This is a genomic window from Cytobacillus sp. FSL H8-0458, from assembly GCF_038002165.1.
GTDB lineage: Bacteria > Bacillota > Bacilli > Bacillales > Cytobacillaceae > Cytobacillus.
Window position 1 is genome coordinate 1,992,277 of the sequence record NZ_JBBOBR010000001.1, and the last position, 23,982, is coordinate 2,016,258.

The 23,982-nt window shown below is 38.4% G+C and carries 25 protein-coding genes and 1 pseudogene; 9 read left to right on the top strand and 17 right to left on the bottom strand.

What is annotated here, in order from left to right:
* Positions 1-9: 9 nt before the first annotated feature.
* Positions 10-216 carry a DUF1657 domain-containing protein gene (locus NYE23_RS09710; protein WP_341077441.1) on the bottom strand — a complete coding sequence of 69 codons (207 nt, stop codon included), beginning with the start codon at positions 214-216 and terminating at the stop codon, positions 10-12.
* 67 nt (positions 217-283) lie between these two features.
* On the bottom strand, positions 284-487 hold the full coding sequence (locus NYE23_RS09715; RefSeq protein ID WP_048010071.1) for a DUF1657 domain-containing protein: 204 nt from the start codon (positions 485-487) through the stop codon (positions 284-286).
* Between the two features lie 235 nt (positions 488-722).
* Between NYE23_RS09715 and NYE23_RS09720 the strand changes: the two genes are divergently transcribed.
* From NYE23_RS09720 to NYE23_RS09740, 5 genes and pseudogenes are all read left to right on the top strand, one after another.
* On the top strand, positions 723-1,019 hold the full coding sequence (locus NYE23_RS09720; protein ID WP_341077443.1) for a hypothetical protein: 297 nt from the start codon (positions 723-725) through the stop codon (positions 1,017-1,019).
* A 578-nt stretch (positions 1,020-1,597) separates the two neighbouring features.
* Positions 1,598-2,575, top strand: a complete 978-nt coding sequence (locus NYE23_RS09725; RefSeq protein ID WP_341077444.1) for a F510_1955 family glycosylhydrolase — start codon at positions 1,598-1,600, stop codon at positions 2,573-2,575.
* 418 nt (positions 2,576-2,993) lie between these two features.
* Positions 2,994-3,164: pseudogene (locus NYE23_RS09730) on the top strand (YdhK family protein); the annotation flags it as partial.
* A 213-nt stretch (positions 3,165-3,377) separates the two neighbouring features.
* Positions 3,378-4,535 carry a stage II sporulation protein P gene (spoIIP, locus tag NYE23_RS09735; RefSeq protein ID WP_341077445.1) on the top strand — a complete coding sequence of 386 codons (1,158 nt, stop codon included), beginning with the start codon at positions 3,378-3,380 and terminating at the stop codon, positions 4,533-4,535.
* 263 nt (positions 4,536-4,798) lie between these two features.
* On the top strand, positions 4,799-5,533 hold the full coding sequence (locus tag NYE23_RS09740) for an urease accessory protein UreH domain-containing protein (RefSeq protein WP_341077447.1): 735 nt from the start codon (positions 4,799-4,801) through the stop codon (positions 5,531-5,533).
* A gap of 246 nt (positions 5,534-5,779) precedes the next feature.
* Here NYE23_RS09740 and NYE23_RS09745 read toward each other — a convergent pair whose 3' ends face one another.
* Together NYE23_RS09745 and NYE23_RS09750 are read right to left on the bottom strand one after the other, a co-directional pair.
* A complete protein-coding gene (locus NYE23_RS09745) occupies positions 5,780-6,091 on the bottom strand; it encodes a cupredoxin domain-containing protein (protein ID WP_341077448.1) in 312 nt (103 codons plus the stop codon).
* Positions 6,092-6,177: 86 nt separating this feature from the next.
* Positions 6,178-6,567, bottom strand: coding sequence for a hypothetical protein (locus NYE23_RS09750; protein ID WP_341077450.1), 390 nt, complete (start codon positions 6,565-6,567; stop codon positions 6,178-6,180).
* 464 nt (positions 6,568-7,031) lie between these two features.
* Between NYE23_RS09750 and NYE23_RS09755 the strand changes: the two genes are divergently transcribed.
* Positions 7,032-7,196, top strand: coding sequence for a hypothetical protein (locus NYE23_RS09755; protein WP_341077452.1), 165 nt, complete (start codon positions 7,032-7,034; stop codon positions 7,194-7,196).
* 102 nt (positions 7,197-7,298) lie between these two features.
* On the opposite strand, the gene NYE23_RS09760 is transcribed toward NYE23_RS09755, so the two are convergent.
* Positions 7,299-7,535, bottom strand: coding sequence for a hypothetical protein (locus NYE23_RS09760; RefSeq protein WP_341077453.1), 237 nt, complete (start codon positions 7,533-7,535; stop codon positions 7,299-7,301).
* A 134-nt stretch (positions 7,536-7,669) separates the two neighbouring features.
* Between NYE23_RS09760 and NYE23_RS09765 the strand changes: the two genes are divergently transcribed.
* Positions 7,670-8,383, top strand: coding sequence for a response regulator transcription factor (locus tag NYE23_RS09765; protein ID WP_341077454.1), 714 nt, complete (start codon positions 7,670-7,672; stop codon positions 8,381-8,383).
* On the top strand, positions 8,361-9,728 hold the full coding sequence (locus tag NYE23_RS09770; RefSeq protein ID WP_341077455.1) for a sensor histidine kinase: 1,368 nt from the start codon (positions 8,361-8,363) through the stop codon (positions 9,726-9,728). The genes NYE23_RS09765 and NYE23_RS09770 overlap by 23 nt, the downstream gene beginning before the upstream one ends.
* A 168-nt stretch (positions 9,729-9,896) precedes the next feature.
* Here the strand turns inward: NYE23_RS09770 and NYE23_RS09775 are convergent, their stop codons facing one another.
* Positions 9,897-10,100 (bottom strand): hypothetical protein, encoded by a 204-nt coding sequence (locus tag NYE23_RS09775; protein ID WP_341077457.1) that lies wholly within the window; start codon positions 10,098-10,100, stop codon positions 9,897-9,899.
* Positions 10,101-10,540: 440 nt separating this feature from the next.
* Between NYE23_RS09775 and NYE23_RS25275 the strand changes: the two genes are divergently transcribed.
* Positions 10,541-10,795, top strand: coding sequence for a glutaredoxin family protein (locus NYE23_RS25275; protein WP_445662615.1), 255 nt, complete (start codon positions 10,541-10,543; stop codon positions 10,793-10,795).
* A 451-nt stretch (positions 10,796-11,246) separates the two neighbouring features.
* Here NYE23_RS25275 and NYE23_RS09780 read toward each other — a convergent pair whose 3' ends face one another.
* From NYE23_RS09780 to NYE23_RS09830, 11 genes are all read right to left on the bottom strand, one after another.
* Entirely contained in the window at positions 11,247-11,402 is a 156-nt protein-coding gene (locus NYE23_RS09780; RefSeq protein ID WP_341077458.1) for a hypothetical protein, read from the bottom strand.
* 97 nt (positions 11,403-11,499) lie between these two features.
* Positions 11,500-11,973, bottom strand: a complete 474-nt coding sequence (locus tag NYE23_RS09785; RefSeq protein WP_341077459.1) for a staygreen family protein — start codon at positions 11,971-11,973, stop codon at positions 11,500-11,502.
* 76 nt (positions 11,974-12,049) lie between these two features.
* Positions 12,050-12,811, bottom strand: a complete 762-nt coding sequence (locus tag NYE23_RS09790) for a hypothetical protein (RefSeq protein WP_341077460.1) — start codon at positions 12,809-12,811, stop codon at positions 12,050-12,052.
* 105 nt (positions 12,812-12,916) lie between these two features.
* Positions 12,917-14,347, bottom strand: a complete 1,431-nt coding sequence (locus NYE23_RS09795) for an alanine/glycine:cation symporter family protein (RefSeq protein ID WP_341077461.1) — start codon at positions 14,345-14,347, stop codon at positions 12,917-12,919.
* Between the two features lie 340 nt (positions 14,348-14,687).
* The gene (gene parC / locus NYE23_RS09800; RefSeq protein WP_341077462.1) at positions 14,688-17,132 is read right to left on the bottom strand and encodes a DNA topoisomerase IV subunit A; all 2,445 of its coding nucleotides are present in this window, start codon (positions 17,130-17,132) and stop codon (positions 14,688-14,690) included.
* Entirely contained in the window at positions 17,129-19,111 is a 1,983-nt protein-coding gene (gene parE, locus NYE23_RS09805; protein WP_341077464.1) for a DNA topoisomerase IV subunit B, read from the bottom strand. The genes parC and parE overlap by 4 nt, the downstream gene beginning before the upstream one ends.
* A gap of 316 nt (positions 19,112-19,427) precedes the next feature.
* Entirely contained in the window at positions 19,428-19,841 is a 414-nt protein-coding gene (locus NYE23_RS09810; RefSeq protein ID WP_341077466.1) for a CoA-binding protein, read from the bottom strand.
* 72 nt (positions 19,842-19,913) lie between these two features.
* A complete protein-coding gene (locus NYE23_RS09815) occupies positions 19,914-20,774 on the bottom strand; it encodes a GNAT family N-acetyltransferase (protein ID WP_341077468.1) in 861 nt (286 codons plus the stop codon).
* Between the two features lie 70 nt (positions 20,775-20,844).
* Positions 20,845-22,182: a 5'-deoxyadenosine deaminase gene (locus tag NYE23_RS09820; RefSeq protein ID WP_341077472.1), complete on the bottom strand. Its 1,338-nt coding sequence runs from the start codon at positions 22,180-22,182 to the stop codon at positions 20,845-20,847.
* Positions 22,179-23,351, bottom strand: coding sequence for a M20 family metallopeptidase (locus NYE23_RS09825; RefSeq protein WP_341077473.1), 1,173 nt, complete (start codon positions 23,349-23,351; stop codon positions 22,179-22,181). Before NYE23_RS09825 ends, NYE23_RS09820 begins: the two co-directional genes overlap by 4 nt.
* Positions 23,351-23,974: an urea carboxylase-associated family protein gene (locus NYE23_RS09830; protein WP_341077476.1), complete on the bottom strand. Its 624-nt coding sequence runs from the start codon at positions 23,972-23,974 to the stop codon at positions 23,351-23,353. The genes NYE23_RS09825 and NYE23_RS09830 overlap by 1 nt, the downstream gene beginning before the upstream one ends.
* Between the last annotated feature and the right edge of the window lie 8 nt (positions 23,975-23,982).

Here is a 23,982-nt window from a genome sequence, read left to right on the forward strand (position 1 = left end):
CATATTTGATTAATTTGGTTTATATTGAGGCTCCTCTAACTCAATAACCTTTTTTCTGTTTTCCAAATCATTTTTTATTGTGCTAATCTCCAGCATAGATTCATGAAAAAGACGTGTAGCTTCTTCGTCCATTGAAGTTAATGCAAGGCTGGATAATTGTGCTTCAATAGAACGTATGGCTGCAAGACATTGACTGACATCAGAAGCAATGGTCATCGAGAGAATCACACCATTCATAAGAGTTTTTATATAAAACGCGGCTGGCAAAAGCCAGCCATTTGCTTTATTGATTATATTGAGGTTCTTCTTTCTGAATCTCCTGAAGCCTTGGTTCAAGGCTATCAATGATGGATTGCGTCTGCTGGGCAGCGCTTTGGTACAGCTGCTTAGCATTTTGATTATCGGTTGCAAGAGCAAAGGTTTCAAGGCTTGCCTGAGCGCTTTTTAACCCTGCAATGGCCTGTTTTACTTGAGTTCCAACTGTCATTGTCATACCTGCTTTCTGTATTAGTAAATCACACGTGTATTTTGGCTTTTTTCCATTTTTATATGTGATCTTTCTGCTGATTTTTTCTGGGTATTCAAGAAGTATTTGCTTAACTGGAATTAATAAGACCATCAAAAAAATTGCCAGCATATTTGCATTCCCATAAGCGAAAATTAAGAACCGGAAGAGTTAAGATCTCGTCCAAATTCGTTTTTTAATAAGGGAGTGCTTGCAGTTGAATAACTGGATTTCAGCGCTTTTCAATAATATGGGGAATATGCGCAGGCCAATGATGAATATGTTTGGCGTAAAAAGAAAGAGCAACTGGGGATGGTTATGGGGATCGCTGATAAGCATAGTGCTGAGCACAGCAGCGGTAGCTTTTACACGAAGCCGAAATAACAACGCCAATATGCATCCCATGCAGCAAATCATGAACAAATCAAATATGAACAATGCTTTTAAGAACCAAAACATGTCAGCACTCACTGAAATGGCAGATGAGCTTGGTTTTGAGAAGAAGAAGCAATAGAAGAGAAATTGACCAAATGCCCGCATTTAATGTGGGCATTTGGTCAATTTCTGAATTACCTTTTAATCTCAGTAAATTTTTAACATTTTTTCAGTTCAACTGGAATAGAGACTTTCCGTTCCTAAAAATTTACTTTATTTAAATGATCATTTTCGTAGTGTTTGCTAATTAGTAAGTGTCCAGCTTCTTTGTTCTCCATCATTTACATCCTATTTTTCTTTAGTGATTAACTTATTCCGGATATTTCTTATATGTCTGTTATCTGTCTGGGCATTATTATCCCAGATACTTTTTAGCAGTGATTCAAGGGAAAACACATAGTTTAAAGCCTCCACTCTCGCTAACAATTCTCCCCTAAGTAATAACTTACGTATTACCGCTTTCTGCACATTAAGTGCATATTTTTATTGTAATGTTTATGTGATCGTTTAAAGAAGAGTAGAGAAAATGAAAAACTTGAGAGGCATGTGGTTTTTATAGAAAATTTAGGAGGAAGTAATCTGTTTCGTCCTAGTGGAGTTCCATTAGTTTGCCCTCTTCCTGAAATGATCCTATAATTGGTAGCGGGAGTGAGATCTATGAAAAAGTCTTTATTACTAGCAGTCCTTGCATTAACTTTTAGTCTTGCGGCATGTGGCCAGGCTGAAGAAAAAAATAACAAGGATATAGATCAATCAGAAACCCAAACTGGTGAACAGGGAAGCGGGGAAGAGGCGGTAACCAATAGCTTTTTTGAAGTCTTTGATGGGAAAATTGATCACATCCACGGGGTAGGCTATTCTGGAAATCAAGACAAGCCCTTTTATGCAGCTCATGATGGATTAAAGGTTTACGATGGAGGGAAATGGTATAAAACTAAGGAAGAAAACAATGACTATATGGGCTTTAATGCAACAAAAGACGGCTTTTATACGAGTGGGCACCCTGGACAGGATTCAAGCCTTCCAAATCCATTAGGAATACAAAAGAGTGCCGATGATGGAAAAACTCTTGAACATCTAGCTCTTGAAGGTGAAACAGATTTTCACCTGATGGGAGTTGGGTTTGAAAATCAGGTGATTTTCCTAATGAATCCACAGAAAAATTCCGTGATGGAAACAGGAAAATTCTATCTTAGCAAAGATAAGGCAAAGACATGGAAGGAAGTAGCAGCAAATGGTCTGGATGATACATTACTTAGTGTTGCTGTACATCCTCAAAAAGCTGATTATTTGGCTGCATCTGGTCAGCAAGGAATATACCTGTCAAAGGATAAAGGTGAAACCTTTGAGCGAATCTCGAAAAACGGACAAGGTACATCCGTCTTTTTTACAAAGGACAGCTTAATCTACGGGACTTACGATGGTACAGCTAAGCTGACAAAGGTTTCTCTGTCTGATGAAACAGAAGAGGAAATAGCATTGCCTAAAATGAATGAAGATGCAGTTATGTATTTTGCTCAAAACCCAAATAATGAACAGGAAATGACATTTGTTACATTTAATGGAGACATATATTTTACAACTAACGGCGCTAATAATTGGGATGCCATTGTAGAAGCAGGCAAAATTAAATAAATTGATTCTAAAGATCGAACGCTTGCTTCGATCTTTTTTACTTATTAAACAGCTATAATTTAACTCAAACTGTCCTTACATCACCGCTTTTTCGTACTCTACAATATTAATGTAATACATATTGAAATCTTCTTAATCCAATTTGCTATTTCCCTCAATTACTATTTTAAATTCTTCTACACTGTTCCGAATAACTTCTTGTGCATCAGTAAAGTAGCTGCATAGTTTTACTCTGATTGGTTTTTATGTATAGCTTTAATTATTTTTTAATGCTATCAGGGAAAGAGTGAATAGGAGTGCGATGGCCAGCTAAAGGAACCATCGCTGCGTCTCTTTATAAATTTTAGTTTAAGAAACATTAAGATGTTTTATTAACCCTTTAGGTATATACACATGTGAAATAATTTAAAGGAGGAAGGAAGTTATCCTTAATGCAGATCATATGGAAGGTATGGACGGAGCAAAAGCGGTCATTGAATCAGCGGTCGAAACTACTGTCTATATGCTTGACTTTACTACCACAACCGGCGAAAAAGTAGACAATCACAAATGGATCATTGAAAGTGAACTTGACCCAATTCAGCAGTAGTTCTTAGATATTGAAAACACTTTAAGAAAGCCGATGTATACAAGCCTTTTTCATTGTATGTATTCGGCTTTTTTAATTGGGATAATCACAGTGAAGAAATACAAACTCTATTAGATCAAAGGATTCTTCCAAAATTTTATTCTATTATCCTTCTTTTGTTCATATATTCTGAGTATAAAGTGAATAAATGAATAAATAGAACGGAGTGCACAAATGAAAGAAAGGAAGAATACATCTATTTTGTTTATAAGAGTTCACTGGATTTATCTGACCCTTTTTTTCTTGATTTTTAGTATTACATTTTTTATAAACTTTCTTGATTTAAAAGAAAGATTAAATTCTTCTATAATAACAGCTACTAGTGAAAAAGTGCATACTAATTTCTTTCTAAGGCTAATGTCTACTGAAATAGGTCCGCTAAAATCAAGTATTAAGGAAGAAGAGCCCTCTATTTCCCAAGTTGTATTTCTCACCTTTACAAATATTTGGCTAGAAGACATTCGGACTTTTCTTGGCAGAGAAATACCTGGATTCTCTACTTTTAACACCGAAATTGCCATAGCAGGTCTCGGAACCAACCTTACCACGTTGCCTATTGAATCAGCTCCACCGCTGGAGATTCTGTTGAAAGAGAAAGAGCAGGCAGAAAAGGACCAAGACCAACCAAAAGGTATAGAAGAAAAGGGAGCTTCACCAATCCCTAAAACCGGAAAAGATGTTGCGTATATTTATCATTCACACAGCTGGGAGGCCTTTTTGCCTTTACTTGCCGGAAAAAAAACGGCTAATGAAGCTGTAAGTTTAAATGAAAGTAAAAATATTATAGCCGTGGGTAAAAAGCTGAAAGATGAATTAATGAAACGAGGGATAGGAGCAAATCATAGTACATCTAATGTTACAGAAGAATTGAAAAAGAAAAATTGGAATTATAATTATTCTTATGCTCTATCAAGAGAAACAGTAAAAGAGGTAATGGCCCAAAACTCTTCCATTAATTATCTTATTGATATTCACAGAGACTCCCAGCCAAAGAAACTAACAACTGCTATGATAAACGGTAAGCCATTTGCAAGATTATTTTTTATAGTCGGAAAGGAAAATATAAACTACGAAAGGAATCTTGCTTTAGCTAAAGAATTAAACAAAAAACTAGAAGAAAAGTATCCAGGGATTAGCAGAGGTGTATTTATTAAAACAAAAGACGATGGGAACGGAGTTTATAACCAAGATCTTTCCAGCCAGTCCATGCTGCTTGAGTTTGGGGGAGTAGAAAATAACAACACTGAACTTGAACATTCTATTGAAGCGTTTGCGGAGATTTTCAGTGAATATTATTGGGACACAGAGGAAGTAAGTGGTAATGAAGGGTAATTTGCATCCTTAACTGATGATTTGCTGCATTTTTTCATCAACACATATCTTTTAGAATAATTGAAGCTGATTTTTGAACATTCAAAGATCGGCTTTTTTAATTATATTACGATATAACCCCACCTCTATTAGAAAAAATAATATCCATTTTTTTGTAGATTCCTTAAATATCTTATTTCTTCATTAAATCTTCATATCTAAATGTTATGAATGATGAGTAAACAAAATAGGATTTTCATTTTTCAGCAATAGGGGTTTTAAAAATGTATGAGTTTTTCAGCATAATAAGCAACTTCTTTAGCCAGCCTTTAATTAATATTGGTTTGAGTACTATAGACATACCCATAATATCAGCTTTTATATTGGGCCTTGTAGGAGCATTGGCACCCTGTCAATTCACAGGGAATTTGGGAGCCATTACATTATACGGCAGCAGGTCTATACAAAAAAACACCGCTTGGAAAGAAGTTATGTATTTTACATTGGGTAAAATAGCCGTATTTTCAGGTTTTGGTTTATTAGTTTGGATATTCGGAAGTGAGATTAAGACCTCTTTGACCGTTTATTTTCCTTGGATAAGGAGAATTATTGGACCAATGTTTATATTGATCGGCTTATTCTTGCTGGGATTCCTTAAATTCAGGAAATCAATATCACTAGGGGACTTTTTTGAGAGATTTAAAAAGGAAGGGAGAGTTGGAGCCTTCTTTATGGGAGTGAGCTTTAGCCTTGGTTTTTGTCCCACCATGTTCGTGCTATTCTTTGTCACTCTGATGCCAATGGCACTCTCAGTAAATTATGGGATGATATTGCCTCCAATCTTTGCAATAGGGACTTCTCTTCCTCTTATTATTTCTGTTTTTCTTATCTGGTATCTGAAGCTAGGAGGGAAGTTTGTGAAAAAGGGGAGAAGAATAGGGGCAATTGTTCAAAAAATTACTGGTATCATAATGCTTATAATTGGAGTACTTGATACCATTACTTACTGGAGTCTTTAATAGAATTGTCGAGGAAATTTATTGCTTTTATAAATTTTGAGATGCAGATGAATATACATATGTGGTTTTATTGGTTGTGTACATAAAAAAGCACAAAATTACCGAAATGCAGATAAAGAGCAATTCCAAAATGATATCATTATGTAAAAGTAATTTAAATCTTTTAATTTGAAAACGGTAAGAAAAGGCCATCCCTTTAGTAATACAGAAGGGATGGCCATTCTCAATTTACTGTAATTGTACCTATCATATCATTTCCTTATGACCAGGAATAGAGCAATAGAATTCATATACTCCAGATTTAAGAAGTGTAAATGTCAGAGTGGCTTCATTTTTTCCTGATACATGGAGATGAAAATCAGCCTGAGCATTGCTATGGTTACCATATTGATTGTTTTCTGTCTTAACGGTTATTTCCTTTATTTCAATGTCATGATCCGAATTATCTAGATCCTTTAATAAAAGAGAGGCTTCTTTACCTTTTGTAAGTGTTATCTCTAAAGGGTCATAGGAAAATTTTGAAGGATGAACAGTTAAAACGATTTCATTAGCATTCAAGTTTTTAGTTTTTCCATACTCACCATGATCCCGCCCAGTTATGAGCCGTCCTTGTCTTTTTTATATTAAGTACTCATGTAAGGCGCTTAAATTAAAAAACGCAGCACTGACCAACTCAATAAAAATAATGTCCCACCTGAGGCTAATAATATAGTAGTTAACTGTCTTTTTTCTTTAGCTTGAAGACGTTTATATTCTTTATAAGTAACTTCACCCTTAGCAAATTGAAGCCCTGCTTCATCTGGTGAAACCGAATAATGACTTCCATTAGCATCTTGAAGCATGACCTTTGTGATCAAAGGGAAAGCTTCTCCAGGTAGTAAATTAAAGCTGCTTTCAATGGATGTATTTTCTTGAATCTTCCTGATTTGACCACCAGTGATAGCAATACCCACTAAGCAGTATATGGTATGCATCTTCATCTCTTCACATATTTTAAGGGCTTGCCGTTCAATAACATCATGAGTAAAACACAATTATTTTCACCTCATTTTATTAAAGAGTGCGAGAGGGGAGTTTTCTTAATATTTCGGTTTGAGTTGTATATCCATTGACCTCCACATTTTTCTTTTTTTAAGCAATTATATGCATGATCAATTTTTTCCGTGTATGCATAGATTATGCACACTTTTATGATAAAAGTGAGATATATCTAAAACACTTTTTATAATTTTAAACTCTTCTATTATAAATGGTCAACAATCCAAGAAAAAGAAATCAACTCTTGCTTCAGAGTTGGATATCCGGAAAACCCTTGTTCCATTATCTTTAATAAACTTTAATACTCATAAAATTGGAGATAAAAAAATGATTTTTCTATCTTGTTGGTTTTTCCTTACTTCACCATGACCAACAAAATCACTACAGCAAACACTATCGCAATAAAAAGTAAAACTTTATTTAGATGTTCTATAATAATTATGATGAAAATGATCAAAATTTGAAAGATTACAAACGCTTTGCTCAAGGATGGGAGCAAATCAAAAACGCTTGGGATTATTATTTCCAAGCGTTTTTAATTGCTGATTATGTTTTTAGTTCAGCTGCTGCTTTATCCAAGTTTAAAGATTGGCTTTTGATTTTTTTATTGCCATTTTCACAGTGAAAATACTACGATTCCAATCATGGTAAGATTAAGCAGCCAACCTATAAAACCAAAACCCAACATGCCAATTCCATATCCGACCATCATTAGGAATCACCTTCCCTAAAGGTTATTCATCATACTTTCAGCATCACTTTGTTGCATCATTCCATCATTACCATGGCACGCTTCAAACATTTCTTTTTGCTCCTTTGTTGAGAGGTCAGGATGCATTTCTTCAATCATGGGCTTCATTTGCCCGAAGTTTAAACCTCCGTTTCCGTTTTCCTCTGCAAATGCATATGTTCCTGCCCCCAAAATAAACCCTGCACCTAAGATACCAATCACAAGTTTTTTCATGAATATTCATCTCCTTTCTTGTTTTTAGAATACTCTAAGGAAATGTAGATCTTATGGAGAACTTATGTGGAATATATGAAGATTACAATTTTAATAATCGAGGATGATAAAATAAACACAAGGAGTGGTTAACCGTGACAAAAATTCTTCTTATAGATGATGAAGATATGATTCTTGAGGTATTAAAGGCCTACTTTGAAAAGGAGGGCTGGGATATACTGATGGCTTCCAATGGAATAGATGCCTTAAAAAAAGCAAAAGCAAATGACATTGATATTATTATTCTAGACCTAATGCTTCCGGATATTTCCGGAGAAGAAATATGCCGTTTAATAAGAAAAGAAAGTGATGTACCAATAATCATGCTTACTGCAAAATCAAACGAAGAGGACTTATTAAATGGAATTAATCTTGGAGCAGATGATTATGTAAAAAAACCCTTTAGTCCAAGAGAAGTAGTAGCGAGAGCTAAAGCAATTTTAAGGCGATTGAATAAAAGGATATCGGATCATGAGTTTATATTTAATGAAAAAGAAATGATTATTGACCCAATAAAAAAAGAATTAAAATTGAAAGGTAATATTATAGCCCTCACACCAATAGAATATAGACTCCTAATTACACTGGCCAGTTACCCAGGCAGGGTCTATAGTCGGACGGAGTTACTTGAAAAATGCCAGGAGGACGGAACTTATTATGAAGGATATGAACGAAGCATAGACACTCATATTAAGAACCTTCGAAAAAAGATTGAAAGAGATTCACGACAGCCTGATTATATACTGACCGTCTTTGGAATGGGTTATAAGTTTGGAGGACGGCCCCATGCGGAAAACCATGCGCTCTAGAATATTAATTTATTTCTTAATAGTATCGTTATCAGGCATATTATTAACTAGTCTTTCGATATTATGGGGTTTTGAAGATCGATTTAATGATTATTTATTAGAAGGAAGAGAGAAAAATATAAATCTGATTAAGGAAGAAATACTTAAAGAGTATAAAAATACTGGCTCACTACAAAGTGACCAAGTTTTAAGTATTCTTCATGATCAAGCTATGACAGAAAATCTATATTATGAAATATATAATTCAGATGGAAAAATTCTCATTGAAACTAACTCAATGAGAAAGATGATGGAGAATATGGGGAAGGCCCATCGGCAAGATTCGGAGGCGAACTACAATTCAGATACTTATCATCTTTCTTTAGATAATAGGATTATTGGCAGCTTACAAGTGTATTACCAAGAGGAATTACTCGCTGAGGATTTCTCATTTTTTCAAGCTATTAAAAGATATGTTTATGCTGCAGCTTTTTTTACACTTATACTCTCAGTTTGCTTTAGTATTTTATTTTCCAAATGGCTTTCTTCTGGATTCAATAAACTTTCCGCTGCTGTACAGGAGCTCCAAAAGCATAAATGGAACACCCGCTTGAACGTTGAGGAATTGACTGAGGAAATGAAGCCTCTTGGATGGTCTTTTAATAGTTTAGCCAGTACACTTTTTACTGAAGAAAATCTTAGAAAGCAGTTTACCGCAGACCTCGCACATGAACTTCGTACACCGCTTGCAACATTGAGAAGTCAAATAGAGGCTTTTCAGGATGGAATTTGGGAGCCTACTCCAGAAAGGCTGCAACAAAGCCATAATGAGTTAATGCGCTTAGTGCGTCTGGTAAATGAGTTAGAAAAACTTCTTGCTGCTGAGAATCCGCAGATTAAGTTAAATATGAGTAATATAGAAGCAAATAAGATGGCATGTTTCTTAAAAAATCAATTTGATCCAATTTTTAAAGAAAAGGGAGTAAAACTTCAAATCCTTAATTATGGAAAAGAATTATGGTTTCATGCTGATCAAGACCGGGTTATTCAAATATTAACTAACATTCTTAATAATGCCCTTCAATATACTTCCCCAAATAAAAAGGTGGTGATCTCATTTCTTGAAGAGAATGACAGTATAGGTTTCGTTGTAACCGATGAAGGAGTTGGGATTGATGAAGAGGATCTTCCCCATCTTTTTGAACGCTTTTACAGAGGTGATAAATCCAGAACTAGAAAAACCGGGGGAATTGGTATTGGCCTCTCCATAGTAAAAGCACTAATGAATGCACATGGTGGAGACATAAGGGTTAATAGTGAATTAAATAATGGCACCACAATAACGATCTTGTTCCCCAGAAACTAATAGGCACCTACCCCATTTTTAATTTTGATTTACAGGCTTTTGGTGGGGGATTTTGCTAGCAGCTATTTACTTTTGTAAATCCTCATGCTTAACCTTGAAAGTTCAAGAGGTATAAATATTTATCGAATGAGGAAAAGATTAAAAAGCATAGTTTTTTATTACATGTGCTTACACCATATTTTCTGCACATTTTACAGTTATATATCGGAAATTGCTAAAGGAGGATACTGATGAACCAAGGATCTTACCATTCATATCACTGATAACGACATCAGTATTTGCCTCGGATTCCATTAAAGTTACGTGTGAGATTGTATCTGCTTCAAAGTGCTTTTCCAGTATGTCCCTATGGGCATTACCTCTTGCTTGCAAGGAAAGAAACTCTTCTTCTTTCCTTGAATCCACAAGGGCTGAATGTAAAAAGAAAAACATAAAAATCTCAAGGCTGAAGATAATTAGAAAGAACACAACTCCAAGCTAAATAGAAATTTTCTTCACTTTATTCATCCGTTTCTCAAGAACTGCTAATTTAAATTATAATTCTTAAATTTCAAGAATATATGCAGAACAAGACATATTTGTTATGCACTATGATTTTTTTATTTATTGTTTAAAAGAGGATACTAAAAAAATGTCGGGAGCCTAACTTTTAATAACCTGGTATTTGTTAAAGTCTGATAAATCAAATGGTAGCATACAAATTTACTTATTTTTAATTAGACTTTAAGGGTAAAGTATCAATAAGTCGAGAATTTAAAGGAGAGATTAACTTGCAAAAAGTTCAAATAGAAATATATTCAAGATCAACTTGACTGGATTGTAAAGAAGCGAAGGAGTTTCTTTCGCAATACGGTATTAAATATATTGAATATGATTTAACCCGGAACCCAGCTAAAGAAGAAGAAATGAAAGAGAGAACAGGTTCGCGAATTGTGCCTGCTATTGTTATAAAAGATAAAAGACTTCCAAGTTTTATTAAACGCCCAAAGATCTTTATTGGTTTTGAGGTGAATAAGGATAAAATATTACAATTGCTTAATGTTAAAAATAAATATGAGAATAACTGATGCTAACTGTTGATGGTATATTCTGTATGAATGATAAGTGGGCCAGAGAAGTAATTTCCATATGAACAACTTGAAGAGGTAACTTATTGGTACGTTTGATGTTTTTTCTAGTTTACATAATATATATTATAGGAAGTAATGGATTGAAATAGAAATGCTGTCTCAATATTAAAGTATACTTAAGATAGTGAGACAGCATTAAAATTTTCATCAAATTAATTCAACTTTATAATTTTTCATTTAAAGAATTTTAAAATGAATTTTCAGCTGAATTTATTTACATCCAAATTCATTTTCACTAAATTCCTGGTTATATTTTCTGATGATCCAGCTGATATTAGTCTAATTCTTATTTAAGGGATATTATGAAGATTTATAAACCCCTCTTATATTCTATATTTCACCTTACTAGTTTACATAATATTTTTACACGCAACTTTCCTCAGAACTTTTATTCACTATCCTGTGTACTATTAAAGAACATTTCTTCCTGATCTTGATTTTCCTTTTCATTGTTATTTTCCTTTTCATTGTTATTTTCTTTTTCACCCATTTTCCCATCAGATTCATAACTTAATTCAAATGTTTTCTCAGGTTCCTTTTTCATTTCGATCGCTCCATTGCTTAGATAATTTAGTACAGCGTCTTTTCCCTTAATAAATGCGTTTTTAGCTTGATGCGAACATGAGTTCCAATAATCCGTATTACACTGGCAGCAGTGCGGCACTTAAATACTTCCTGGGTGTCCCATAATAAATCAGCTTGCTGAATTCCGGATAAACAGATTCAAAGTATATAAAGATTGGCGAATCAAGCAGCCATGGATAGTTAGAATAAAAAAAACGGTCTCCATAAACCATGGCTGTCAGCGCCAGATCCAATTCTTTCTGGAAAATGAGAAACCTTATTTTTGAGTATTGCTGATCAAATTCCCCGCTGCTGATATATACCCTTCCGCTCAGCACATACTGTCCCATTTGCGGAATCCATTCAGCAAGAACTTCATCACGCATTTTAGGATCAATTGCTTTAAAATCATAGCATCCGCCTATTGCCAAAAATAATTCTCCAGTTGCATCTGAGTGTGTAAGTGTATATTTCCTGCTGTCCACGGGTCTGAATTCCGTCGCAGGAGGCAAATATTTTACCGACAGCTTAGATGGATTAAATTTGCTCACATGAAGCGCCCCCTATACAAATTTACTTATGCCCAGTATATGGGAGCAATAAAGAAACGTGACAAATGCCCAGTCATTAACGCTTGCGTGAATTCATTTTCATGACTTTGGTGTCTTTTAAATTCCATTTTCCATCTTCATACAGCCAAAAGGACTCTACAAAGGCAATGGTATCTGCATTATATGCCCCGCTTATTCTCTGAACTCCCATTAACCCCTTTTTCCCTTCAACAGGGATGATCTTCAAAGTGCTATATGGATTTACCATAAGCTCAGTTGGCTCGCTAAGCTTGCCGTTTACATACAGACCGAGCCGTTCATACTCTTCACTCCGGTCCCGTAGATCGAACGTATACGATTGTTTTGTATCCTGGATGCTGATATTCGCTTTGTAGCCATTTTCAAATTGACTATTGATTACTAAAGGGTCCGGGACAGACAGGTCAATCAGCTTAAAGTCCTTTAAAGTATATAAATAAAAATTCGACAGGCCTCCGCTTCCGCCAGTTGGAATACTAATATACATATCATTAATGGAATCATGATTTAAATCTTCAAATTGTATTTGAGGTTCATAGCCACCATCAAGCTTCGCTTTGTACGTATTCCCATCTGAAGCCTTAACTTCAAGTGAAATCTCTTTTAAAAATGAGGCGCCTTCCTCATAATAGACACCTTTAATATAGACAGTGTCCGCCTTATTATCACCGGTAACATCCACTTTATCTTTTGACAGCGTTACAATCTTTTGTTCTTGTTCACCTGCATATACTCCGGTAATAGCGGATAAAGACATAAAAAAGAAAGCCGCAAACGCAAAAAGCAATTCCTTCTTCATTTACGTATCCTCCTTATTTTTTTTATTATCTTGCCCAATTTTGGAAATAACATGTAAAATCACAAAAAACCTCCTATCCTAAGGATAAGAGGCTATAGGAATAAATTATTTAGCTGCTTTTTTTAAAGCACTTTCTTTTGTTTCCCAGGATTCAATCCCTTTTAAACCTGGGATAGAATCAGCATAAAACACAGGGTCTTTTCCTTCTTTCCTCTGTGCCTTATAATCATTCAAAGCGGCATAGGCAACTTTAGCAAGCAATATAATCGCTATAAAGTTAATGATCGCCATTAAGCCCATGAATAAGTCAGCAAGGCTCCAAACGATGGCTAAATCAACTACAGATCCGAAGATAACCATTCCGATTACAGCTATGCGATAAGTAAACAGCGCAGTGCGGCTCTCTTTAATAAATTCAATATTGGTTTCTCCGTAATAATAATTACCGATAACCGAAGTAAAAGCAAATAAGAAAATAGCAACTGCAATAAAAATAGGTGCCCATGATCCAACATGTGTGCTAAGGGCTGCCTGAGTCAATTCTATGCCTGTAAGATCTGAATTCGCATAATCGCCTGATAGCAGGATAATAAACGCAGTAGCAGAACAGATTAAGATTGTATCCACAAATACCCCAAGGGTTTGGATCAGTCCTTGTTTTACAGGATGGGAAACGGCTGCTGTTGCCGCTGCATTTGGTACACTACCCATACCTGCTTCATTTGAGAATAGACCCCTTTTAATACCCATCATCACAGCTGCACCCATGGCTCCGCCAGCGGCCTGATCAATTCCAAATGCACCCTTGACTATGCTGCCAACCAGATTAGGAATTTCAGTAATGTTCATGATGACAATGATGATAGCGACAGCTAAGTATATAACCGCCATAATCGGCACAACAACTTGAGAGACATACGCAATCCTTTTAACACCGCCGAAAATGATAGCCGCCGTTAATACCGCCAATACAATTCCGATTGTTAAACGACTTGTGCCAAACGCTTCATTAAACGCTAAAGAGATGGTGTTCGATTGGACAGAGTTAAAAACCAATCCGAAACAGAATGTAATAATGATTGCAAAAATGATCCCCATCCAGCGCTTATTAAGTCCTTTTTCCATATAGTAGGCAGGTCCTCCGCGGAAACCATCTTTATCTTTAACTTTGTAAATCTGAGCAAGAGTACTTTCAATAAAGCTTGAAGCTCCCCCAATAAATGCGATAAGCCACATCCAGAAGACAGCGCCAGGTCCCCCTGCAGCAATCGCAGTTGCTACACCGGCAATATTACCTGTACCAACACGGGAAGCTGCACTAATAGTGAAAGCCTGAAAAGATGATATCCCTCTTTTGCCTTCAGCAGAAACCATTGCTTTATCGCCCAATATTCTGAACATTTCACCAAAAAATCTTAATTGGACAAACCTGCTTTTAAAGCTGAAAAATAAACCAAGAATAATTAATGCGGCAATCAAAATGTACGTCCATAAAAGATCATTTAGAAAGCCTACGATTGTTTCCAATAAAGCCATGCTATTCCCCCTAAACATTTTTATTATCTTGCAAAAACAACACACTCCTTATAATCTATCAAAAGAATTTTTAATAGACAAGTCGAATATTCATTCGCAGGAGAGAATATTCGATAAAAACCTTGCTATTAAGCTGATTAAATTGTATTTCTTCATAAGCCAATTAAATATTTCTAATCGATTTCATTTAAACTAGTATTAATTTTTATACAAATAAACTTTCATAAGAATAACATTATTCAAACTATTTTGGATTCAGTTTTAATTTAAAAAGATGATATACACACAGGAAATTATTAATTCAGCAGACAAAAAAACCCCTGTATAACAGGGGTTAATTCTATTCAGTTGCATTGCCGGCATTTTCTGCTTCAGCCTTCCATATGCATTTTGCTTTTCCACTTTCGGAATCGTCAATGATAAACGATCCATTTGAATAGCGGTCATTAAAACGGATTGCCGAAGCATTAACTGCTTCTATATGGCCTTTTTCTGTTTCAATGTATAAGTCATCTTTACTGCGGACAATTACACACCCAACAATGCGATGAGGGTTTGATTTCAATTCACGAAGCATCACTACACCGCGCTTGGCACGGGAGGTGCGTTCAAATTCAGTCAGCTTCACTTTTTTAATGGAGCCCCGCTGTGTAACAATCACAACAGCCTGTTCTTTTGGGTCCTCTATAAGCTGAGCGCCTGTAACAAAGTCGCCGTCTTTGAGATTGATGCCTTTAACGCCGGCAGCTCTTGCCCCTACAATGCTGACCTCTTCCTCATGGAACCAAAGGCCATATCCCTGGTGGGTCGCAAGGAAAATTTCCTTCGTGCCATCAGTTAAATAAACGTCAAGAACTTCATCATCGCCCTTTACATTGACAGCAACCAGCGGTTTAGAATATCGCTGTGCCTTATATGATTTCAGTTCGGTTTTCTTTACCATGCCGTTCTTCGTCATAAAGAGAAGATATTCTTCCGTCTCAAAATCTTTTACAGGAATTGCCCGGACAATCGATTCATTCCGGTCAATCGGAATGATATTGGCAATATGCTGACCAAGGTCTTTCCAGCGGATATCCGGCAGCTGATGAACAGGGCAGTACAGATAGTTTCCTTTATTCGTAAATACAAGGAGAACATCGGTTGTATTCATATCAAGCTGGGCAATAATTCTGTCTGAATCCTTCATGCCGAAATCCTGTCCGTTAGAAGCGGCAAACGATCTCTGGCTGGTTCGCTTGACATAGCCTTCCTTCGTTACCGTTACAATAACATCTTCACTTGCTACCAGAACTTCAAGATTGATCTTGATTTCCTCGATTTCCGCTTCAATTCTGGTACGGCGTTCATCAGCAAAGCGCTTTTTAACATCCCTTAGCTCTTTTTTTATAACAGAGAGCAGCTTCTTCTCGCTTTCGAGAATAGCTTTAAGCTCGCCGATGAGCTTAGAAAGCTCCTCAGCCTCTGCTCTTAGGGCGGTTATATCTGTATTGGTTAATCGGTATAGCTGCAGGGAAACGATTGCTTCTGCCTGAGGTTCAGTGAACTCAAACTTTGCAATCAGATTATCTTTCGCATCCCGTTTATCTTTAGAAGCGCGGATCGCTGCAATCACTTCATCAAGTATTGACAGAGCTTTCATCAGGCCTTCAACGATATGCTGGCGCGCCTCGGCCTTTTGCAGCTCATACTGGGATCTGCGTGTAACAACTTCTTTACGATGGCCTATATAAGCATCCAGCAGCTCTCTTAACCCCATTAATTTCGGGTGGCGATTGTGGATGGCTACCATATTGAAGTTATATGGGATCTGCAAATCACTGTTTTTGTACAGGTAATGAAGGACCCCTTCAGGATCTGCATCCTTTTTTAACTCGATCACAATACGGAGCCCGGTCCGGTCTGTTTCATCACGGACTTCGGCAATGCCTTCCACTTTCCGGTCAAGGCGGAATTCATCAATCTTCTTAACCAGATTTGCTTTATTCACTTCATATGGAATCTCAGTGATGACGATCTGTTTTTTTCCTCCGCGCAAATCCTCAAATTCAGCCTTACCGCGGACAATGATTTTGCCTCTTCCTGTTTCATAAGCTTTTTTTATTCCATCGACTCCCTGGATAATGCCACCAGTAGGGAAGTCCGGGCCCTTAATATGCTCCATCAGATCATCTATGGAACAATCAGGCTTATCCATCCGTAAAATAACACCATCAATTATCTCATTCAGATGATGGGGCGGAATATCAGTTGCATATCCCGCAGAAATGCCTGTCGAGCCGTTGACAAGCAAATTCGGATAAACTGCCGGCAAAACGGTTGGCTCATTGGACGTGTCATCAAAGTTCGGGATAAATTCAACCGTTCTTTTCTCAATATCTCTCAGCAATTCGGAAGAAAGGGGAGATAAACGGGCTTCTGTATAACGCATGGCTGCTGGGGGATCTCCATCGATGCTCCCATTATTGCCATGCATTTCCACAAGAAGGTTACGGACCTTCCAATCCTGGCTCATCCGCACCATCGCGTCATAAACTGAAGTATCGCCATGCGGATGATAATTGCCGATTACATTCCCGACTGTTTTAGCGGACTTTCTGAAGCCCTTTTCATGTGTGTTTCCTTCTACGTGCATGGCATAAAGAATCCGTCTTTGAACGGGCTTTAGCCCATCACGTGCATCAGGAAGGGCACGATCCTGAATAATATATTTACTATAACGCCCAAAGCGGTCGCCTAATACGTCTTCAAGAGGAAGGTCCCGGAATTTTTCAGCAGAACTCATGAGTCAACACCCTCCTCCTCTAGTACTGAAATATTTTCATTTTCAAGTATGCTTCCATCTTCTTCAAGGCCGAATGCCACATTCGATTCAATCCATTTGCGGCGGGGTTCAACCTTATCGCCCATCAAGGTGGTCACACGGCGTTCAGCTCTGGCTGCATCATCAATTTTAACGCGGATCAATGTGCGCGACTCCGGGTCCATAGTTGTCTCCCATAGCTGGTCGGCGTTCATCTCCCCAAGCCCTTTGTAGCGCTGAAGCATATAGCCTTTACCCACTTTTTTAATGGTATCCTGAAGATCATCATCACTCCATGCATACTCAATCACTTCTTTTTTGCCTGACCCCCTGCTGACTTTATATAAAGGAGGCAGCGCAATGAATACCTTTCCCGCTTCAAGCAGCGGTTTCATATACCTGTAAAAGAACGTGAGCAGGAGCACCTGGATATGCGCCCCATCAGTGTCGGCATCTGTCATGATGATCACCTTATCATAGTTGACATCTTCCAGATTAAAATCCGCGCCAACGCCTGCCCCAACTGCATGGATAATGGTATTGATTTCTTCATTTTTAAAAATATCCGCAAGCTTTGCTTTTTCTGTATTGATTACTTTACCTCTAAGCGGAAGTACAGCCTGAAAACGCCTGTCCCTTCCCTGCTTGGCAGACCCCCCGGCAGAATCACCCTCAACGAGATATAATTCATTTCTTTGAGGGTTCCGCGATTGTGCAGGAGTCAGTTTTCCGGAAAGCATTGCTTCCGATTTTTTCCGCTTTTTCCCGCTTCTTGCTTCCTCACGTGCTTTGCGGGCCGCTTCTCTTGCCTGGAAAGCTTTTATCGCCTTTTTAATTAACAGAGAGCTTGTCTCCGGGTTTTCTTCAAGGAAATAAGACAAATGCTCAGAAACAACTGAATCAACAGCAGATCGTGCTTCACTGGTCCCCAGTTTGCCTTTCGTCTGGCCCTCAAACTGCAGAAGCTCTTCAGGAACACGAACAGAGATGATCGCCGTGAATCCTTCACGCAGATCCGCTCCATCCAGGTTTTTATCCTTTTCCTTCAGAAGATTCACTTTGCGGGCATATTCGTTAAAAGCCCTAGTCATCGCAGTTTTGCTCCCAGCCTCATGCGTACCGCCGTCCTTTGTGCGGACGTTGTTGACGAATGAAAGGACATTTTCCGAGTAACCATCATTGAATTGAAAAGCAAAATCCACTTCAATCCCATTGCTTTCGCCTTCAAAGCTTACGACAGGGTGCAGAACATCCTTTTCTTCATTTAAATATCCTACAAATGCTTCTATGCCGTTTTCATAGTGAAAAACGTCATGAAAATCATTACGCTCATCTATAATTTCTATTTTCATTCCTTTTAAAAGGAAAGCAGATTCACGAAGACGCTCGCAAAGCGTTTCGTAATTATATGTGGTTGTCGAAAAAATCGACGGATCCGGCTTAAAATGAATGGTAGTCCCTGATTGATTTGTCTTTCCGGTCTTTTCCAGTGTAGTCACCGGCTTGCCGCCCAGCTCGAAACGCTGTTCATATACAAAGCCGTCACGTTTAATTTTAACCACAAGCCATTCGGAAAGGGCGTTGACGACAGATGCACCAACACCATGAAGCCCGCCGCTCGTCTTATAGCCTCCCTGGCCAAACTTTCCCCCTGCATGAAGGACAGTTAATATGACTTCCGGAGTCGGCTTGCCCATTCTATGCATACCTGTAGGCATTCCGCGTCCTTTATCTTGTACACTAATTGAATTATCTTTATGTATTCTGACAATGATATGATCCCCGTAACCTGCCAGTGCTTCATCGACAGCATTATCGACAATCTCATATACAAGATGGTGCAAACCCCTTGCATCCGTACTTCCAATGTACATCCCAGGGCGTTTTCTAACCGCTTCAAGCCCTTCGAGTACCTGTATGGCATCATCATTGTAGTCAAAAGCTTCCTGATTTCTTGCCACGAACATACCCCTTTCATTTCCTGCAAAAACACTTGCCGCCGAAAATCGCGGCATTGGAACACCATATAAGAATTCGGCTGTACAGCCAATTTTCTTTGTGAAAAAACAATGTTCGAACAGGTGTTCTGTATTTATATTTTACCATATAAATTAGGATGGTCTATGCTTTATTTTATCTATTTATTTGGTTTTGGCAAATAAGATCTTGAGATTTAAGAGATTTATCATGATTATTTCCGTTACACGAACCCTTTATTTACAGGGATTCTATAAAAAATAAAAAACATGAGATCTTATAGAGACCTCATGCTTTAGTTTACTTCGTCAGAGCATGTTCAACTTTAATGCAGCGGTCCATGATGACAATGTACCCTTTTTCTTTTAGAAAATCATATGCTTCCTGGTTCGCCACTCCAAGCTGAGCCCAGAAGATATCAGCATCTATTTCAGCAAATTCCCGCGCGATTTCCGGAAGAAATTCAGATCGCCTGAATACATTAACGATATCCACATGCCCCTTGATGTCTTTAAGACTCGGCACTGCCTTTACACCAAGTACTTCATCAACAGACGGATTAACCGGAATGATTTCATATCCAGCTTTTTGCATCGCCTCTGATACCATGTAGGATGTACGTTCAGGATTTCCGCTTAATCCTACAACAGCAATCCGCTTTGCCTTCTTTAGAAGCACACCGATTTCGTCCCTGCTTGGGTTTTCAATAGCCATTTTGTACCCTCCTATTTTATCTGGTTACTTATATATTACCTAAAAACATAAGAGCACACTAACTTATTGCTCTTATTCCCGAATATCGAGCTTATAAAAATTCAATGATCTCTCAACTTTAAACCCTGCTTTTTTATAAATAGACAGCGCTTTCCCGTTTGCTGTTCCTGCACATAGCTTAATGCTTTTGGCTCCACTATTCGCAAAAAGATCATGAATCGCCATTTCAAGCAAATTCCGACCAATCCCCTTCTTGCGCTTATTGGGATCCACACCAAAGAATTCAATGCTTCCTTCTTTTTCTTCACGATTGTATTCTGCATATAAATAGCCATTTAATCCATCAGCATCAAGACATGTATAGACTTTATGATCATCATTCATTCTTTCGATAATCTCTTTTCCTGAAAAATATGTTTGAGGAAATAAGGCATCGTGCAAATGAATAAATTCACTATGAAAGTGAATCGGCAATAAACTGACCTTTCTTAAACTATTGCTTGAATTATCTTTCAGTTCCATGTATGTATGAGCCGATTGCAGCATGAATCCGTTTTCTGATGCAAACTCGGCAGCAGTACGGTTGGATGCATCAGCAAATAAAAAGTATGTATGCAGCTTTCCTTCAAAATAATGGAGTGCTTTTTCCCATAGTAGTCGCATAAACTCATTTTCCTGTACAAAAGGTCCCCATAACTCCGCTGTCCCTTTATTAAGATCGGCATCTGCACCCAGAAAACCAGCAAGAGCATCACCCTCCCGGACAATAAACGCAGCTGATTCGGCATCACGATTCATTTCTTCCAGACTTTGATAAATATCGTTTTGACTGGTCCCCAAATACCCTATATGACACTCTGGCAAAGCGTTCATTTCTGCAATAAACTCAGATGCCTGCATGAGATTTGCATGATCTAAAATTTCGGATTTCACAACATCACACCCCTTTACCGTATTTTACCATAAAAAAACCGGCTGATTTGCTTTCAGCCGAAATAGAAGATTAATAAACTGCTGTCTCTAATCTTTTGAGCAGCCTTTTTATACTGTAGTTCGCTTCTTTTAAAACCATTTCTTTATCGACTGTGTTCAGCTTCCGATTTTCCATCACAATTTTACCGTTGACGATGGTAGATTCTACATCTGCACGTGTGGCTGAATAGACTATTCTCGAGATAGTATCGATATCAAATGACGGATATACGTGAAAATCATTCAGATTAAGGATAGCAAGGTCTGCTTTCTTTCCGGGCTCCAGACTTCCGATTTCCTGTTCCATTCCGACTGCCTTCGCTCCGCCGATCGTCGCCATTCTGAAGACGGTTCTCGCATTCATTGCTGTTGGTCCGTGCACAGGCTTCTGAATGATGGCAGCCAATCTCATTTCATTGAACATATCCAGATTGTTATTGCAGGGAGCCCCATCAGCCCCCAAACTGACAAAAGCCTGCTGATCCAATAATGATGGAATCTCTGCCACACCAGATGCCAGCTTTAGATTGGATCCCGGACAATGGCTGACCTTTACGCCCCGCTCTTTGATGATTCTTTTTTCTTCTTCATTAAGCCAAACGCAATGGGCCAGTATCAGCCTTTCATTTGCAAGCCCAATGCTGTCCAGATAGACTACATTCCGCATGCCAAGTTCCCTTTCAACAAGGAGAATTTCACTGGCATTTTCGGATGCATGAGTATGGACCCTTACGTTGTATTGTGCAGAGAGATCCCTGACATTTGTCAGCAATTCCTCTGTGCAGGAAACGACAAATCGGGGACAGAAGGCATATTGTATGCGTCCGTTATCACGGTTATGCCATCTTTCAAGGAGATCCACGCTTTGCTGGATGGATTTGGAGGTATTTTCTCTTAACGGAACAGGGACCTCATCCCCTTTATCCATCATAACCTTTCCGGCAAGTGCCCGTATGCCGCTCTCGGCAATGGCCTGAAAGGCATATTCGGTATGATTAACGGTTTCCATGTCCACTACAGTTGTTGTTCCGCTCTGGAGCAATTCGCCAATTCCGAGCATCGCAGAGTAATAGATGGACTCTTCATCATGTGATGCCTCAAGCGGCCAGATCTTCTGCTTCAGCCAATCAAGAAGCTCCAAATCATCAGCCTGCCCGCGGAATAATGTCTGGCACAGATGGATATGTGTCTGAATAAAGCCTGGAATGACCGTCTTTCCGGTGGCATCGATTACTTTATCCGCTTTATGTGTTAAATTCTGTCCAATTTCGGCAATGCGGTCATCTACAATAAATAAATCTCCGAAAATGATTTCTTCAGAGGCATTCATTGTAATAATTTCAGCGTTTTTTATCAGGATACTGCTCAATTTCTTCCTCTCCCTCGCATTGGACTGCCTTCTGCCGGCTCCAGCTTTCCATATGACATTATAAGCTGTTTGTAAAATTGAATGGAGCGCTGAAATGCCGCCAGACTAACCCACTCATTTGGCTGATGCGCGAGCTTTTCATCACCCGGACCATAAATCAGGGTAGGAATTTCACTCCTTGGATTAAGTACGGCACCGTCTGTATAGTAGGACACCCCGTAATGGTCCGCTTCCGATTCGCCCTTTACCATCTGCGCAATTTGAATAATGTCCCGAGCAGGATCAGTTAAGATAGATGGACGGTCAAGAAGGGTTTCAACCCTGTATTTATAAATTTCTCCCTGATCCAATAGAACATCCAGTTTGGATTTTAGCTTGTTTATGAAATGGGAATGGGATTGAGGGGGAACTGTTCTAATATCTGCTCTGATAGTGCATTTATCAGGAATCACATTGGTCTGCACTCCGCCTTCAATCATGGTAACAGCCAGGCTGCTTTGTCCGAGGGGCTTCTTTTCTGTCTTCCATTCAATTTTCATCTCATTCAATACACGGATTATTTTCATTATATGATCTACTGCATTGATTCCCTGTTCCGGCATCGACCCGTGAGAGGTTTTTCCATAAGCTGTGATTTCAAGCCAAAGGGCTCCCTTATGGCCAATCACAATTTTTTCATTTGTCGGTTCGGCAATGACAAGTGCATCGATTTTTCGGCTATCATTTTCTTTTAAAAAAACCCTGGCACCGCAGCTGTCAACTTCTTCCCCGGCTGTTGCCAGAAAGGTAACGTCTGCAGGTAGATCAGTATTGGTGAGATACAGCTCCTCCAATGCCAGGAACATTGCTGCAAGGCCGCTTTTCATATCAGAAGCTCCTCTGCCATAAATCCGGCCATTTGCGATTTCCCCTGAAAAAGGGGAGTGTACCCATTCTCCTGTTCCTGGTGAAACCGTATCCATATGGCCGCATAAGAATAGCTGTTTACCGATTTTTCCGGGAAGCGTAACTTCAAAATTGCTTCGGGTCCCATCAAGCATGGTCACTTTAAACGGCAGACCATTTTGCTTGCATCTGTTAATAAAAGCTTCAGTCACTAAATGCTCGTTTCCGGGCGGATTGGAGCTGTCAATTTGGAGCAGATGCTGAAGAAACTGAATATCATTCATTAATCTGCCTCCATAATTTGCATTTTAATAGGGGTCACTTTAAACCCATTAACAGGCGCCATGTCCTGGGAACACGTGGTACAGGCAATGACCACATCGCACAGTGCTTTCAGCCTTATGTAATCGCCAGGCTTGGAAAGAGGTTCTGCAATGACATAATCCCCGGCATCATCAAGGACATTATTCATAAAGATATTAATGGGATCCGGAATAACCGAAGGATGGATATTATACTTTTTCAATGCATCCGCAATATTATCATGGCAATTAGGGTGGTCCTCTTTGTCGAAATCAACTTTGTAGCGGTAATAATCACATGCCGGAAAGAAGAAATCATGTTTACCAACAGTATCTTCCAACAGCTGCATTAGCGGACGGCGGCGGTTGCTGTAAAGCCAGTCTCCCGTTTTAAGCCGTATGCTGCTTAGTGAAGCCCGCATATGGACAGGTGAAACATGTTCCCCGGGATCTTCATAGTTAAAGCAGACAAAGTCCCCAACCTGTTTTCCTTCCATATCAATAATAATCAGCTCTTCCCCTTTGTGAATCAGTGCGCTTCTTCCTTCATACGGCGGGATAATAATTTCGTCCCTGATCTTGCCTCTGTTAAAAACCTCTTTCATTTGATCAC